15 protein-coding genes are annotated in these 13,992 nt (G+C 66.1%); 6 read left to right on the top strand and 9 right to left on the bottom strand.

Annotation, left to right across the window (positions count from 1 at the left end; genetic code table 11):
* Positions 1-120 precede the first annotated feature (120 nt).
* Entirely contained in the window at positions 121-891 is a 771-nt protein-coding gene (locus AC2FAN_RS14985; protein ID WP_485175071.1) for a motility protein A, read from the top strand.
* A gap of 14 nt (positions 892-905) precedes the next feature.
* Complete coding sequence (locus AC2FAN_RS14980; protein ID WP_265050524.1) at positions 906-1,730, top strand: OmpA/MotB family protein; 825 nt, start codon at positions 906-908, stop codon at positions 1,728-1,730.
* A 72-nt stretch (positions 1,731-1,802) separates the two neighbouring features.
* On the opposite strand, the gene AC2FAN_RS14975 is transcribed toward AC2FAN_RS14980, so the two are convergent.
* The 7 genes from AC2FAN_RS14975 to AC2FAN_RS14945 form a co-directional block, all read right to left on the bottom strand.
* Positions 1,803-2,099, bottom strand: coding sequence for a hypothetical protein (locus AC2FAN_RS14975; protein ID WP_485175068.1), 297 nt, complete (start codon positions 2,097-2,099; stop codon positions 1,803-1,805).
* 5 nt (positions 2,100-2,104) lie between these two features.
* Positions 2,105-3,112, bottom strand: a complete 1,008-nt coding sequence (locus tag AC2FAN_RS14970) for a WD40 repeat domain-containing protein (protein WP_485175066.1) — start codon at positions 3,110-3,112, stop codon at positions 2,105-2,107.
* A gap of 171 nt (positions 3,113-3,283) precedes the next feature.
* Positions 3,284-4,246, bottom strand: coding sequence for a CobW family GTP-binding protein (locus tag AC2FAN_RS14965; protein WP_265050527.1), 963 nt, complete (start codon positions 4,244-4,246; stop codon positions 3,284-3,286).
* A 44-nt stretch (positions 4,247-4,290) separates the two neighbouring features.
* Positions 4,291-5,232: a metal ABC transporter substrate-binding protein gene (locus tag AC2FAN_RS14960; protein WP_485175064.1), complete on the bottom strand. Its 942-nt coding sequence runs from the start codon at positions 5,230-5,232 to the stop codon at positions 4,291-4,293.
* A gap of 34 nt (positions 5,233-5,266) precedes the next feature.
* Entirely contained in the window at positions 5,267-6,142 is an 876-nt protein-coding gene (locus tag AC2FAN_RS14955) for a metal ABC transporter permease (RefSeq protein ID WP_265050529.1), read from the bottom strand.
* A gap of 155 nt (positions 6,143-6,297) precedes the next feature.
* Complete coding sequence (aztA, locus tag AC2FAN_RS14950; RefSeq protein WP_476806571.1) at positions 6,298-7,032, bottom strand: zinc ABC transporter ATP-binding protein AztA; 735 nt, start codon at positions 7,030-7,032, stop codon at positions 6,298-6,300.
* 14 nt (positions 7,033-7,046) lie between these two features.
* Complete coding sequence (locus AC2FAN_RS14945; RefSeq protein WP_485175062.1) at positions 7,047-7,193, bottom strand: hypothetical protein; 147 nt, start codon at positions 7,191-7,193, stop codon at positions 7,047-7,049.
* Positions 7,194-7,325: 132 nt separating this feature from the next.
* On the opposite strand from AC2FAN_RS14945, the gene AC2FAN_RS14940 reads away from it, so the two are divergent.
* Positions 7,326-8,069 carry a hypothetical protein gene (locus AC2FAN_RS14940; protein WP_485175060.1) on the top strand — a complete coding sequence of 248 codons (744 nt, stop codon included), beginning with the start codon at positions 7,326-7,328 and terminating at the stop codon, positions 8,067-8,069.
* Here AC2FAN_RS14940 and AC2FAN_RS14935 read toward each other — a convergent pair.
* Positions 8,051-9,685, bottom strand: a complete 1,635-nt coding sequence (locus AC2FAN_RS14935; RefSeq protein ID WP_485175057.1) for an OpgD/OpgG family glucan biosynthesis protein — start codon at positions 9,683-9,685, stop codon at positions 8,051-8,053. The two genes, AC2FAN_RS14940 and AC2FAN_RS14935, sit on opposite strands and share 19 nt — an antisense overlap.
* Before the next feature lie 224 nt (positions 9,686-9,909).
* On the opposite strand from AC2FAN_RS14935, the gene AC2FAN_RS14930 reads away from it, so the two are divergent.
* From AC2FAN_RS14930 to AC2FAN_RS14920, 3 genes are all read left to right on the top strand, one after another.
* Positions 9,910-10,878, top strand: a complete 969-nt coding sequence (locus tag AC2FAN_RS14930) for a TAXI family TRAP transporter solute-binding subunit (RefSeq protein ID WP_265050534.1) — start codon at positions 9,910-9,912, stop codon at positions 10,876-10,878.
* A gap of 165 nt (positions 10,879-11,043) precedes the next feature.
* Positions 11,044-13,182 carry a TRAP transporter permease gene (locus AC2FAN_RS14925; RefSeq protein ID WP_485175055.1) on the top strand — a complete coding sequence of 713 codons (2,139 nt, stop codon included), beginning with the start codon at positions 11,044-11,046 and terminating at the stop codon, positions 13,180-13,182.
* A complete protein-coding gene (locus tag AC2FAN_RS14920) occupies positions 13,179-13,544 on the top strand; it encodes a DUF1850 domain-containing protein (protein WP_485175053.1) in 366 nt (121 codons plus the stop codon). The genes AC2FAN_RS14925 and AC2FAN_RS14920 overlap by 4 nt, the downstream gene beginning before the upstream one ends.
* A gap of 103 nt (positions 13,545-13,647) precedes the next feature.
* Here AC2FAN_RS14920 and AC2FAN_RS14915 read toward each other — a convergent pair whose 3' ends face one another.
* The gene (locus AC2FAN_RS14915) at positions 13,648-13,887 is read right to left on the bottom strand and encodes a hypothetical protein (protein ID WP_265050537.1); all 240 of its coding nucleotides are present in this window, start codon (positions 13,885-13,887) and stop codon (positions 13,648-13,650) included.
* Positions 13,888-13,992 lie beyond the last annotated feature (105 nt).

Genomic DNA, 13,992 nt, shown 5'->3' with positions numbered 1-13,992 from the left:
TTTCGCCGGGGCAAGCGTCTCAACCTTAACGCTTCGTTCAAACCACACATCTTATGGTTTCCGCACTGCGAAAAGCCCCGGCTCGCGATCCCGGAGCATCGCGCGCATCAGGGTGCTGTTATGGATCTCGCCACCGGCGCAGGCATTCTGGGCGGCATCGCGACAATCGTCGCGCTGATCATGATCGATGGCGGTAATTTCGCTGCCTATTGGGACAAGCACGCCGCGATCATCATCTTCGGCGGCGCCAGTGCGGCCACCATGCTGCGCTTTCCCTTTTCGGTGATCGCGCACGGCCTGCCGATGGGCGTCCGCTTCGCCTTCACCATGCGTTCGATCCATCCGCGCGAACTGATCGACGAGATCACGCGCGTCGCCGAGATCGCCCGCAAGAGCGGCCCGGTCGCGCTCGAGAACGTCGAGGTCTCCGACCCGTTCCTCGCCCAGGGGCTGCGCTACATCGCCGACGGCTACGACAAGGACTTCATTCGCGACACGATGGAGCGCGACCGCGACAACTTCCTGCAGCGGCTCGACGAAGGTTCCAAGGTCTACCGCGCCATCGGCGACTGTGCGCCGGCCTGGGGCATGATCGGCACGATTCTCGGCATGGTCACGATGTTCGCCAACATGTCCGACCCCTCCAAGCTCGGCCCGGCCATGGCGACGGCGCTGCTGGCGACGCTCTACGGCGCCATGGTCGCCAACATGTTCACGCTGCCGATCGCCGACAAGCTGCACATCAAGCTTGAGGAGGAGGAGATCTCCCGCACGCTGATCATCGACGGCGTGCTGCAGATGCGCGACGCCAAGAGCCCGACGCTGGTGCGCGAGATGCTGCTGGCCTATCTGCCCGACCACCATCGCGCAGAGATGGCGGCAGCGGCGTGACAGGGCTCTAGGCCATGGCGAAGAAGAAACGCGGCGGCCACGGCGGCCACGGCTGGTTCGTGACCTTCGCCGACCTGATGGCGCTGCTCATGGCGTTCTTCGTCATGGTCGCCGCCTATTCGAGCCAGGACAAGCAGAAGCTCCAGATCGTCGCCGGCTCGATGCGCGAGGCTTTCGGCACGCAGAGCGACGTTCGCCTCGCCGGCATCGTCGAGCGCGACGGCATCCCGACCAAGAGCCATATCAAGAACGCCCATATCCGCCCTCTCGAGGACGCGACGGACACGCCCGGGCCCAGCCAGCACAACCAGAAGGACGACGGCTTGATGTCGGCGACCTTCGACCGCGGCTTCGCGCTGGCCGCCGCCTCGCTCAGGCAGGCGCTGCGCGACATGCCGGAGATCGCCGAGATCTCGCGCAACGTCCTCGTCGAGGTCACCGAGGCCGGCGTCGATATCCAGCTCGTCGATCAGGAGGGCCGCGCCATGTTCGCCGAGGGCTCCGCTCAGCCCAACGAGCGCATGCGCAAGGTCCTGGCCGCCGTCGCCCCGACGCTGCGGCGCATGCCGAACAAGATCGCGATCTCCGGCCACAGCGCGACGCCGCGGCCGGGTGCGGTGCCCGAGGGCGATCTCTGGGGGCTCTCGATCGGCCGCGCCAATGCAGTCCGCGAAATCCTCGCCAATGCCGGCATGCCGAGCGAGCGCTTCTCGTCCGTCACCGGCAAGGGCGACACCGAGCCGCTGATCAAGGACAATCCCTACCTGCCCTATAACCGCCGCGTCGGCATCGTGCTGAAGGCCGAAGCGCCGGCCATCCCGAACGGCTTGAAGCCCTGATAAGGCACGTCATGCTCGGGCTCGACCCGAGCATCTCATGACGAGAAGGTGCCTGTTTCCGAGATGCTCGGGTCAAGCCCGAGCATGACGAAGCGCCTCGACCAGCGCCTCCGCCGTCACCTCGGCCATGGCCATCTGCAGCTTGTAAGCCCGGGTCTTCTCACCGGGCTTCATCACCAGGATCACCGTCTCGCTGCCGGGGCAGGCAGGATCGGCGCAGATGATCTCGTTGACGGCGATCGCGGTCGCCTCGGCCAGGCCGAGCATCTCTCTGACCTGTACCTTCAAGCGCTCGGCCACAGCCTTCGCTTCGGCCTTCGCTTCGCCGCCCTTGCGGGTATCGGGCTTGCCGAAGAGACCGAAGCGCACGGGTCTCAGCTCGGCAACACGAGCACGCCCGCCGCGCCATCCTCGGCGCCGAAGGCGAGACGCTTGCCGCCTTTGTCCCAGGCGAAGGCGCTGATGCCGCTGCCGCGCTCGGCCGGCCGCACCAGCAACTCGGAGCCATCGGTCAGTCGCACCAGCAGGATGCAGCCGTCGTCATAGCCGATCGCCAGCACCAGCGCGCCGGGGTGGAAGGCGACGCGGGTGACGCGCGCATGGCGCACGCCGCATTCGCGCGGCGCCTTGCCCTGCGGCCCGTCGCCCTGGAACGGCCAGACGATCGCGCCGTCCGCGCCGCTGGAGGCGAGCCAGAGCCCGTCATGCGACCAGGAGAGCGAACGCGGCTTGGCCGGATAGCCGGTCATCCGCATATGCCCGGGCTTGTCGCCGAGCTTCCAGCCATGCAGCGCATTCTCCTGCATCGAGCTGACGACGAAGCGCCCGTCCGGGGACCAGGCGACATCGAGATGCGAACCCTTCCATTCCAGGAATTCCGGCTTCGCCTCGGTGTTGGGATACCAGAGCGAGACACCGTTCATCTGGGCGATGGCGAGGCGATAGCCCTTCGGCGCGAAGACGAGGCCCTGCGGCGTGCTCGCCGCTTCCAATGTGCGCACGCGGCCCTTCTCGTCGCGGGCATGCACGCTCTTGCCAGTGTTCCAGGCGAGATTGCCGGAGGCCGAGAGCGTGATCGCATCGATCCAGCGCCGCTTCGGGTCCTTCGCCAGCTCTTCCGGCTCGCCTTCGATGCGGGTTGCGACGACGCGCCCGTCATCGCCGCCGGTGATGAGCCGCTCGCCATCGCCCGTCGCCGACAGGATACCGCCGGCATGCGCCTCGACGCTGTCCGTCGTGCCGTCGCGCCAGCGCAGCACGCGCCCGTCGGCGAGCGCGAAGGCAAGGCCCTGCTTCAACCAGCGGATGGCGACGACATGGGTCTCGGCCGCGATGGGCGTGACATGCTCGCGCAGCGAGACGGTTTGGGCGATGGTGCTCATGCGGCCGGTCTAGCGCAGCTCGTTATCCGTGAAAACCACTGCGTCATCCCGGGTGACCGAAGGGAAACCCGGGATCCATGCCCCAGCGCTTCCGATGAAGGCTCAGGCATGGATCCCGGATCGGCGCAGCTTCGCTGCTGGTCCGGGATGACGACGGCGAGAATTGAGGCCTCAAGCCGCGCAGGCTTCAAACCCCTTGCGCAACTCATTCTCGTTGAGACCGCGCCCGATGAAGACGAGGCGGCTCTCGCGCTTCTCGCCATCCTTCCAGTCGCGCTGGAGATCGCCGTCGAGGATCATGTGCACGCCCTGGAAGACGAAGCGGCGCGGTTCGTCCTTGAAGGCGAGGATGCCCTTGGAGCGCAGGATGTTCGGTCCCTGGATCTGGGTGAGGTCATTGATCCACGGCATGAACTTCTCGGGATCGACCTCGCCCGGCACGGTCAGCGAGATCGAGCGGATATCCTCGGCATGATGATGGTGATGGCCGGATTCGAGGAAGTCAGGCTCGATGTCGAGAATGCGGTCGAGATCGAAGGCGTTGCGGTCGAGCAGTTGGTCGATCGCCACGTCGCAACGCTCGGCCTTGTGCAGCTTGGCATAGGGGTTGATCTTGCGGATTTGCGCCTCGACCTCTGCCAGTTCCTCGGCCGAGACGAGATCGGTCTTGTTGAGGATGATGACGTCGGCGAAGGCGATCTGGTTCTTGGCCTCCGGCGCGTCCTTCAGCCGGTCTTTCAGCCACTTCGCGTCGGTCACGGTGACGACGGCGTCGAGCCGGGTCGCGTCGCCGACATCCTGGTCGACGAAGAAGGTCTGGGCGACCGGCGCGGGATCGGCGAGACCGGTGGTCTCGACGATGATCGCGTCGAACTTGCCCTTGCGCTTCATCAGCCCGTCGAGAATGCGGATCAAATCGCCGCGCACGGTGCAGCAGATGCAGCCGTTGTTCATCTCGAAGATTTCCTCGTCGGCACCGACGATCAGGTCGCCATCGATGCCGGCCTCGCCGAACTCGTTGACGATGACGGCGAACTTCTTGCCGTGGTCCTCGGTCAGGATGCGGTTGAGGAGCGTGGTCTTGCCGGCGCCCAGATAGCCGGTGAGCACCGTGACGGGGATTTTCTCGGACATGGCTTGACCTGAATGGCTGCGACGCTAGCGACGGCGCCGCCCGGTCAAGCCGGGCCGGCGGTCAGCGCCTTCTCGATCTCGCTTATATTGTGCTTCATCATCCGGATGTAAGTCCCCGCCGGGCCGGACGCGTCGGACAGCGCATCCGAATAGAGCCGGCCGCCGACCTTGGCCCCGCTTTCCCGCGCGATCTGCTCGACGAGGCGGGGATTGGTGACGTTTTCGAGGAAGACGGCCGGGATCTTCTGCCCCTTTACCTGCCGGATGATGCGGGCGACATCCCTGGCCGAGGCCTCGGCTTCGGTCGAGACGCCCTGCGGCGCGATGAAGGCGATGCCGTAGGCCTTGACGAAATAGCCGAAGGCATCATGCGTGGTGATCGCCTTGCGCCGGTCGGCCGGGATGCGGGCGATAGCTGCCTTCACCTCGCCTTCCAGCGTATTGAGCGCGGCCAGATAGGCCGTGGCGTTGGCCTCGTAATCCGCCTTGCCCGCCGGATCGGCCGCGCTCAGCGCATCGCGGATATTGGCGACATAGAGCTTTGCATTGGCGATGTTCTGCCAGGCATGCGGATCGTCATGGCCATGCGCATGCGCCGGACCGCCCTTGCCCTTGTCGTCATGGTCGTCATCCGCCTCGAGCGGCGTGATGCCCTTGGTCGCTTCGAAGAGCGTGGCCTTAGTGCCCGAGGATTTGACGAGGCGCGGCAGCCAGCCCTCGAAATGCAGCCCGTTGACCACGACGAGCTTGGCGCCCGCCATCGCCTTGGCATCGCCCGGCGTCGGCGAATAGACATGGGCATCGCCGTCGGGCCCGACGAGAGTCGTCACGCTGACACGATCGCCGCCGATCTGCCGGACGAAGTCACCGAGGATCGAGAAGCTCGCCACCACCGGCAGCTTCTCCTGCGCGAAGGCGCCAAAGGGCGCGGCGGCTGCGGTCAGCCCCACGACAAGCCCGGCGATGAGGGCGCGACGGTTAGGCATCGGAGGTCTCCGCAAATGAAACGATATAACGTTTCTATCTCTGGAGATGGGCGCGAGGCAAGAGGCGGCGCGCAAGTCCGTCCTGCGATCCGAACAGGAGCGAGCCGAGATAGATCGCCCCCGCCGCCAGGATGACGGAGGGACCGGCCGGCAGGCTGGAGCCCGCCGCATAAGACAGGACGAGACCGACATAGCCGGAAACCATGCCGAAACCGGCGGCGAGCAGCAGCAGCCTGGTGATATCCGCCGTCCAGAAACGCGCAGCGGCGGCCGGCAGCATCATCATCCCGACGGCCAGCAATGTGCCCAGCGCATGGAAGCCCGCGACGAGGTTGAGCACGACAAGGGCGAGGAAGGTCAGGTGTACGATACCGCCGGAGCGGCTGACCGAGCGCAGGAAGCCGGGATCGACGCATTCCAGCACCAGCGGCCGGTAGAGCGCCGCGAGCGTCAACAGAGAGATCGTGGCGACGCTGGCGAGCAGGATCAGCACCTGGTCGTCGAGCGCCAGCACATTGCCGAACAGCACATGCAGCAGGTCGATGGCCGAGCCGCGCAGCGAGACGATGGTGACGCCGAGCGCCAGCGAGATCAGGTAGAACGCCGCGAGCGAGGCGTCCTCCTTGAGCACCGTCGCCCGCGCCACCGCGCCGGCCGCCAGCGCCACGGCGAAACCGGCCGCAAGACCGCCGATCGTCATCGCCGGCAGCGAGAACCCCGCGACGAGATAACCCAGCGCCGCGCCGGGCAGGATGGCATGCGCCATCGCATCGCCGGTCAGGCTCATCCGCCGGAGCATCAGGAAGACGCCGATCGGCGCGCCCGAGACCGACAGCGCCACGACGCCAACGAGGGCGCGGCGCATGAAGTCGAATTCGGCGAAGGGGCCGATGAGGAGATCGTAGAGCAACGCAGACAACCAATTCTCGTCATTCCGGACAAGCGGCGGAGCCGCGCCGATCCGGAATCCATCGAAGGGCGAGGCGCTCTATGATGGATTCCGGGTCTCCGCTTCGCTGCGCCCGGAATGACGGCGCGGGTTGCGGAAATCGATGAAGCCGGTCGCTACGCCGCGTCGCGCTGGCAGGGTGCGGCGTGGCTGTCGAAGGATTCGACCATGCGCCGCGCCCTCAGCAGGTTCTCCGCCGTCAGCACCGCGCCGGTCTCGCCCCAGGCGACGGCCTCGCGCGCCAGCAACAAGGTCCGCGGAAAGGCCTGCCGCACCGTCTCGATATCGTGCAGCACCGCCACGACCGTGCGGTTCTCGCCATGCCAGCGCCTCACCAGATCGAGCAGATCGGCGGTGGTGCGCGCATCGATGGCGGTGAAGGGTTCGTCGAGCAGGATGACGTCGGCATCCTGCAGCAGCAGGCGTGCGAACAGCGCGCGCTGCATCTGGCCGCCCGACAGCGTGCCGATCGGCCGGCGCTCGAAGCCGGTCAGACCCACCGCCGCGATGGCATCGTCGATCTTCTGAGCCGCCCCGGCGCCGATGCGCCCGAAGATGCCGGCGCGGTTCCACAGCCCCATGGCGACGAGGTCGTAGACATGGATCGGGAAGGAGCGGTCGAGATCGGCCGATTGCGGCAGATAGGCGAGGCGCTTGCCCTTGGCGAGCGCGATGCCGCCGGACAGCGGCGCGAGCGCGCCCGCGATGCCTTTGAGCAGCGTCGATTTGCCGGCCCCGTTCGGCCCGACGATGGCGGTGAGGCTGCCGGTTTCGATCTCGCCCGAAAGGTGATGCACCGCCGGGTGACGGTCATACCCCAGCGTCAGATCTGTCAGGCGGATGGCGGACATCGAACGCAACTCGATCAGAGGATGACGGCCAGCGTCGCCAGCCACAGCACGGCGACGATGAGCGCGGCGAAACCAACCCGCGCCGGCGCGGAAAGCCGCAGCAGCGAGAAACCGGGCTCGATCGCAACGGCATGCGAGTGATTGTGACTCTGCGACGGCATATGCACTGCTATAATATTACATTCGCCGCCGCGCAATGGCGGTCTGCCCGGCTGCTACGACATCACAGCGAAAACGCTTGCATCAAGCAAGATTTTGTACTCTATCTGTTCTAGTTGGCCGGGGGGCTTATCATGACGTTGCCGGTGCTTGCGGTCGCGGGCGCGACCTTGCGCGATCTCGGGCGCTTTCTGCTGCGCCATCCCTTGATGGTTCTGGTCGTGACGATATGCACGATCCCGATCCACCATCGGCTCGTGCTGGTGGAACGGGCGGGGCAAGACGTGCCATCGCTCGAAAGCTTCGCGACATCGTGGCTTCTGAACGTCTCGTCGACGATCCTCTGGCTGCCGCTCTGCGTCCTTGCAGTACGGGAGGTCATCCTGGGACGGAACGTGGATTTCCGGATCGGCCGGCCTTCATTCGCGGCTTTGCGGTACGGCGCCTATAACGTCGTGGCGCTCTCGGCCATGCTGGCGATTTCAAGCGACGTTCCGGCATCTTCGGTCATCATGGCTGCGAAGTTGGTTTTCGCGATAGCGTTGGCCTGGGTCCTGCTGAGGACGACGCTGGCATTCAGCGCCCTGGCGCTCGGCAGGCAGGATCTCAGCCTCGCCCAGTCCATCGCGAGAACGGGTGGGCTGACATGGCAGCTCCTGGCCATCGTCGTCTTGCCGGTGGCCGCGACGATGGCGTGCATCTTCGCGATCATGATCACCATGACGGACGTCTTGGATGCCGTCGACGGCGACGCCTATATCTACCTGCTCGCCTTAGCGGGTGTCGCAAGCGAACTCGGCGTTCTCGGAATCGCGATCGCCGGGGCGCATGTCTATCGCCTGCTCGAAGCTGGCGTTCCTCAGAACGGCAGGTACTGATAAAGCCAGGTCTCGGTGAGCACCGTATCGCCCGCCTTGAGATAGCAGCGCATCTCGACCGGGTCGTTGCCCTCGACGGTGAGGTCGAACTGGGCGCGCCAGTGGCCGGGGACATCGTCCGGCACGGCCTCGGCGAAGATGTAGGAGAACGAGCCGCGCGAGGCCGAGAGCACCACCTCGGGCTTCACGCCGAAGGGAATGCTTTCCAGCGCCGGTCCCAGGAACTCGACCATGAATTTGCGTACGCCCTTGGGGCGCGTCGTGCCGGGCTGGCCGCCATTGCCCAGGCGCGTCGCCACGACCCGGCCGAGCGTGGTCGGGAACGGCTCGTCCGCCATCCAGTGCAGCTTGTAGCGGTAATTATAGGCGCTCCCGGTCCTGGCAGGAGCCTCCGGCACCCACATCGCGACGATATTGTCGTGGATCTCGTCGTCGGTCGGAATCTCGATGAGCTGGACCGCGCCCCTGCCCCATTCCCCTTGCGTCTCGACCCAGAGGCTGGGGCGGCGCTCGTAGAACACACCGTCGAGGTAGTGGCCGACTTCGCGATCGCGCTGCATCAGGCCGAAACCGCGCGGATTATTGTCGACGAAGGCCGAGGCCGTCGTGCGCGAGGGGTTGTTGAGCGGTCGCCAGGCGCGCTCGCCGGAACCGGTCCAGAGCGCGAGCCCGTCGGAATCATGCACCTCCGGGCGCCAGTCGACGGCGGTGCTCTTCGCCGTCTCGGAATACCAGTACATCGAGGTCAGGGGGGAGATGCCGAGGCGCTCGACATCCTTGCGCAGGTTCAGCGCGACCTCGATCTCCATTGTGACGCCCTTGCCGCGATGCATGCGGAAGCGATAGGCGCCGGCCACGCTCGGCCCCGAGAGCAGCGCATAAACCACGACATATTCGGCGCCGTCCTGCGGCGTTTCCAGCCAGATATGGGTGAAGTCGGGGAACTCCTCGTTCCTGCCACCGACTGCCGGATCGATGGCGAGCCCCCGCGCCGAGAGCCCATACTGGTAGAGCTCGCCGATCGCCCGGAAATATGAGGCGCCGAGGAAGGCGACCCAGTCGTTCTTCTTCCAGTCCAGCGTCTCGCCCTTGCGCCCGGGATGGCCGCTGCGGCTTTCCTGGAAGCGGAAGCCGGCAAATCCGGCGCCGGTCGGCAATTCACGCGCCGGCGAGTCGGCCGGCATCTCGAAATAGCTTTCGTCGTAGACGATCTCGCGCGCTTTGCCGCCCTCGACGACATGCATGCGCACCGGCTTCTGGAAGTAGCGGCCGAGATGGAAGAAGGTCACCGGCCAGGGCGACGGGCCGTTCGCCCACAGCGCCATCTCGGGCTTGAACCTGATCTTGCCGTGCGCATCATAATCGATCCGCTGGAGCACGTCCGGGCGCGGGCTCGGCGGCGCCTCATAGGGCTGCGCGGCCATCTGCTTTGCCCGCGCCTTCAGTGCCTCGAAGGTGAAATCCTGTGCCTGCCCGAGCTTCAGCCCCTGCTGCGCCAGCGCCTCCGGCGAGAAACCAAGCGCGGCCAGCGTCGCTGTCGCGCTCGCGCCGGCGAGAAGAGTCCGTCGATCGAGGCGAAACCTCTGGCTGCTGCCCTGCCCGGCGCGGTCCTGCATGTCGATCCTGATCTCTCTCGGTTCCAATGCCCGGCTAGCCTGTCCCAGGGGCAAGGGCAACCGCGCGAGGCCAGAGATAGTCAGCCAATCATGGCGAAACCAGTCCGGCCGTTGGGCTAAAGACGGAAAGCTCGGGTTGCCCGAACGCTTTCCCTTTCCCTGGCAGCATGCTCTAAAAATGCGACAACCGGCCGCATGAGCCGGAACGCATCTAGGGAGTCATCATGAGAATGCTGTTTCGCGGCCGGCACCTCGCCGGCCTTGCTGCCGCCGTCGCGCTCGCTGCCGCCCCGGTCGCCGCAAGCGCCCAGGAATTCATCAACATCCTGACCGGCGGCACCTCGGGCGTGTATTATCCGATGGGCGTCGCGCTCTCTAAGATCTACGGCGAGAAGATCCAGAACGTCCGGCCGACCGTCCAGGCGACCAAGGCCTCGGTCGAGAACCTCGTGCTGCTCCAGCAGGGCCGTGGCGAGATCGCCTTCACGCTGGGCGATTCGCTCGACGCCGCGTGGAAGGGCGATGAGGAAGCCGGCTTCAAGACGCCGCTGAAGAAGCTGCGCGGCATCACCGCAATCTATCCGAATTTCGTCCAGATCGTCGCCTCGAAGGAGAGCGGCATCAAGACGCTGGCGGACCTCAAGGGCAAGCGCCTCTCGGTCGGCGCGCCGAAATCGGGCACCGAGCTCAATGCCCGCGCCATCCTCGCCGCCGCCGGCATCACCTACAAGGATCTCGGCAAGATCGAATATCTGCCCTTCGCCGAATCGGTGGAGCTGATGAAGAACCGCCAGCTCGACGCCACCCTGCAATCGGCCGGCCTCGGCGTCGCGTCGCTGCGCGACCTCGCGACCTCGGTCGAGATCAACGTCGTCGAGGTGCCGAAGGCGGTCATAGACAAGGCCGGCCCGCCCTTCATCAGCGCCCCGATCCCGGCCAACACCTATACCGGCCAGACCAGCGACGTGAACACGGCCGCCGTGGTCAACTACCTCGTCACCCATGAGGGCGTGAAGGAAGAGCTGGTCTACCAGCTGACGAAGAACGTCTTCGAGAATCTGGGCGATCTCGCCGCCTCGCACTCGGCCGGCAAGGACATCAAGCTGGAGAAGGCGCTGGACGGCATGCCGATCCCGCTCCACCCCGGCGCAGCCCGCTATCTCAAGGAAAAGGGCCTGAAGGTCGGTTCGTAAGACGCGTCATCCCGTGCGCGCAGCAGCGTGCAACGCTGCCGCGCGGAAACGGGACCGTGTGACCGGAAGGCACCTCGTCTCAAAGACGATCCCGCATCTGCGCCGCGGCACTGACGTGCCGCAGCGCGTGCGGGATGACACAATGACACCGCCAGGACTTCGAACATGGCCACCGCCGATACCGACCAGTTGGAAGCCCTCTCCGGCGCCACCCCGGTCCCGATCGAGCATCCCGATCTCGACAATTTCGAGCATGGCTTCCCGCCCGGCTTCGGCCCGGGCGGCTGGGGGCTGCTTGCTTACGGCCTCGCCCTCGCCTTCGCCGCCTTCCAGATCGCGATCTCGGCCTGGAATTTCCTGCCGAGCCAGGCGGCGCGCGGCGTCCATGTCGGCTTCCTGCTGCTGCTCTCCTTCGGCCTCGTCGCCAATTTCCGGGCGAAGGACACGCCCGGCCGGCTGCTCGGCTGGGCGCTCGGCATCGTCGGCTTCGGCATCGGCCTCTATCAGTGGATCTTCTACGCCGACCTGATCCTGCGCGACGGCGATCCCTCGACGCTGGACCTCGTCGTCGGCACGCTGCTGATCATCCTGATCTTCGAGGCGGCGCGCCGGCTGATGGGCAACGCCCTGCCGATCATGTGCGGCGTCTGCCTGCTCTACTGGTTCTTCGGCCAGTATCTGCCGGCGCCGTTCAACCATCGCGGCTACGGCTTTGACCAGATCATCGGCCACCTCTCCTTCGGCACCGAGGGCTTCTACGGCACGCCGATCTACGTCTCCGCGACCTATATCTTCCTCTTCATCGTCTTCGGCTCCTTCCTCGAGAAGGCCGGCATGATCCATCTCTTCAACGATGTCTCGCTCGGCATCTTCGGCGGCACGCGCGGCGGTCCCGCCAAGGTGGCGGTGTTCTCGTCGGGCCTGATGGGCATGATCTCCGGCTCCGGCGTCGCCAATGTCGTCACCGTCGGCCAGTTCACCATTCCGCTGATGATCAAGTTCGGCTACCGGCGCGCCTTCGCCGCCGGCGTGGAGGCCACAGCCTCGATGGGCGGCCAGATCATGCCGCCGGTGATGGGAGCCGTCGCCTTCATCATGGCCGAGACGCTTGGCGTCCCCTATGCCGAGATCGTCAAGGCGGCGGCGATCCCCGCCGTGCTCTATTTCGCCTCGGCGTTCTGGATGGTGCATCTCGAAGCCGGCAAGTATGGCCTCAGGGGCATCGAGCGCGCGCTGCTGCCGAGCCCGCTCAAGGCCCTGCGCGAGCGCTGGTATCTCGCCTTGCCGCTCGCCGTGCTGATTTTCATGCTGTTCCACGGCTTCACGCCGCTCTTCGCCGGCACGATGGGCCTGGCGCTGACGGTCGGCCTGCTCCTCGGCGCCGGCATCACCGCCGGCTTCAGCACGCAGACGCTGCGCATCATCTTCTGGGTCGGACTCGGGCTGATCGCCGCCGCGCTCTTCCGCGACGGCATGGACATCCGCATCGTCGCCGGGCTGATCGCGGTGCTGATCCTGCTGAACGCCTTCACCCTCGGCGGACGCGCGACGCTGGCGATCAGCCGCGACGCGCTCGCCGACAGCGCCAAGACCGCTTTGCCGGTCGGCATCGCCTGCGCCATCGTCGGCACCATCATCGGCCTGATGACGCAGACCGGCATCGGCACCACCTTCGGCGCCTGGATCATCGGGCTCGGCCAGCACAGCCTGTTCCTCGCGCTGATCCTGACCATGATCCTGTCGATCCTGCTCGGCACCGGCATCCCGACGATCCCGACCTACATCATCGTCGCGGCGCTCGCGGCTCCCGCGCTGGAAAAGCTCGGCGTGCCGCTGATTGTCAGCCACATGTTCGCCTTCTACTACGGCATCATGGCCGATCTCTCGCCGCCGGTGGCGCTGGCTGCGCTGGCCGCCGCGCCGATCGCCAAGGAGAACCCCGACAAGATCGGCTGGGAGGCGATGCGCGTCGCGCTCGCGGGCTACGTCATCCCCTTCATCGCCGTCTATTCGCCGGCGCTGATGCTGCAGAACGGAGACCCGATGGCGGCCGTGATCGGTTTCTGGCCTGCGGTCGTCTACGCCACCTTCAAGGCGACGGTCGCCATCGGGCTCTTCGGCATGGTCGCGATCGGCTACCTGTTCGGGCGGCTGAGCCTGATCGAGCGGGTGCTGTCCTTCGGCGCGGCGGTGCTGCTGTTCGGCGAGTTCAGCTATAGCGACCCGCTCGGCTATGCGCTGGGAGCTGCCATCGTGCTGCGGCACTGGTTCGCGGCGCGCAAGGCCGAGACCGCCGCCGCATGAGCCTGTGCCTCGCGGCCGGCGCGCTCGTGGTCGTGCTCGGACGCGGCGAGATCACGCTCGGCTGGCGCCATTCGGTGCAGAAGACGCTGTGGGAAGAGGTCTGGCGCGAGACACCGGCCGGTCTCGAACTCGCGGAAGCGCGCATCGAAGGCTCGGGTGCCGGCATGGACCCGCCGGAGGGCGCCCGCCTGATCCACGGTTTCTGGCGCTGGCATCCGGCTTTGCCGCCGCTCAAGGAGGTGGTGATGCGCCGCTCAGGCGCCACGGCCGACTGGCGCATCTGCATCGCCGGCCAGTGCCGCCCGATGGGCGATTACCTGCCGGCGGACGCTGACCCGGTCACGCTGAAGCTCTGCGAGTAGAGGCCGTCATTCTCGGGCGAAGCGAAGCGCAGACCCGAGAATCTCAGGACGAGAAGAAGCTGGTTTCCGAGATGCTCGGGTCAAGCCCGAGCATGACGCAAGCTCAGTCGACGTCCGTCAGATGCTCGATCTTGAGCATGCGGCGCATCAGATTGAGCATCCCATAGGCCGCGAAGACCGAGAAGATCGCCATCATGATGTATTCGAAGATGGTGCCGAGATCGAACAGGCCTGCCAGCGCCCAGCCGGCCGCCAGGGCCACGCCGAACAATTCGACGGCGATCAGGATCCCGAACGAGGTCACCATGACCAGGTTGCGCCAGTTCGTGTGCCGTCCGGCCATGCTGTCCTTCCTTCGAGCGCGAGCACCTCAAGCGGTCATGCGCTGCACGCACCTAGCGGAGCTTGCCGCGCCATGCAACAAAATCGCGCCAGCCGACCAGATGGG

Source organism: Allobosea sp. RIT-PG3_2 (assembly GCF_057321085.1).
This window is presented reverse-complemented; position numbering and strand designations above follow the sequence as displayed.

Excerpts from the sequence above, each read along its gene's own strand:
- AC2FAN_RS14935 (WP_485175057.1), bottom strand. The coding sequence starts at position 9,685 with ATGCAGGACCGCGCCGGGCAGGGCAGCAGCCAGAGGTTTCGCCTCGAT.
- AC2FAN_RS14970 (WP_485175066.1), bottom strand. The coding sequence starts at position 3,112 with ATGAGCACCATCGCCCAAACCGTCTCGCTGCGCGAGCATGTCACGCCC.
- AC2FAN_RS14930 (WP_265050534.1), top strand. The coding sequence starts at position 9,910 with ATGAGAATGCTGTTTCGCGGCCGGCACCTCGCCGGCCTTGCTGCCGCC.
- AC2FAN_RS14985 (WP_485175071.1), top strand. The coding sequence starts at position 121 with ATGGATCTCGCCACCGGCGCAGGCATTCTGGGCGGCATCGCGACAATC.
- AC2FAN_RS14940 (WP_485175060.1), top strand. The coding sequence starts at position 7,326 with ATGACGTTGCCGGTGCTTGCGGTCGCGGGCGCGACCTTGCGCGATCTC.
- AC2FAN_RS14965 (WP_265050527.1), bottom strand. The coding sequence starts at position 4,246 with ATGTCCGAGAAAATCCCCGTCACGGTGCTCACCGGCTATCTGGGCGCC.
- AC2FAN_RS14915 (WP_265050537.1), bottom strand. The coding sequence starts at position 13,887 with ATGGCCGGACGGCACACGAACTGGCGCAACCTGGTCATGGTGACCTCG.
- aztA (WP_476806571.1), bottom strand. The coding sequence starts at position 7,032 with ATGTCCGCCATCCGCCTGACAGATCTGACGCTGGGGTATGACCGTCAC.
- AC2FAN_RS14945 (WP_485175062.1), bottom strand. The coding sequence starts at position 7,193 with ATGCCGTCGCAGAGTCACAATCACTCGCATGCCGTTGCGATCGAGCCC.
- AC2FAN_RS14920 (WP_485175053.1), top strand. The coding sequence starts at position 13,179 with ATGAGCCTGTGCCTCGCGGCCGGCGCGCTCGTGGTCGTGCTCGGACGC.
- AC2FAN_RS14960 (WP_485175064.1), bottom strand. The coding sequence starts at position 5,232 with ATGCCTAACCGTCGCGCCCTCATCGCCGGGCTTGTCGTGGGGCTGACC.
- AC2FAN_RS14980 (WP_265050524.1), top strand. The coding sequence starts at position 906 with ATGGCGAAGAAGAAACGCGGCGGCCACGGCGGCCACGGCTGGTTCGTG.
- AC2FAN_RS14925 (WP_485175055.1), top strand. The coding sequence starts at position 11,044 with ATGGCCACCGCCGATACCGACCAGTTGGAAGCCCTCTCCGGCGCCACC.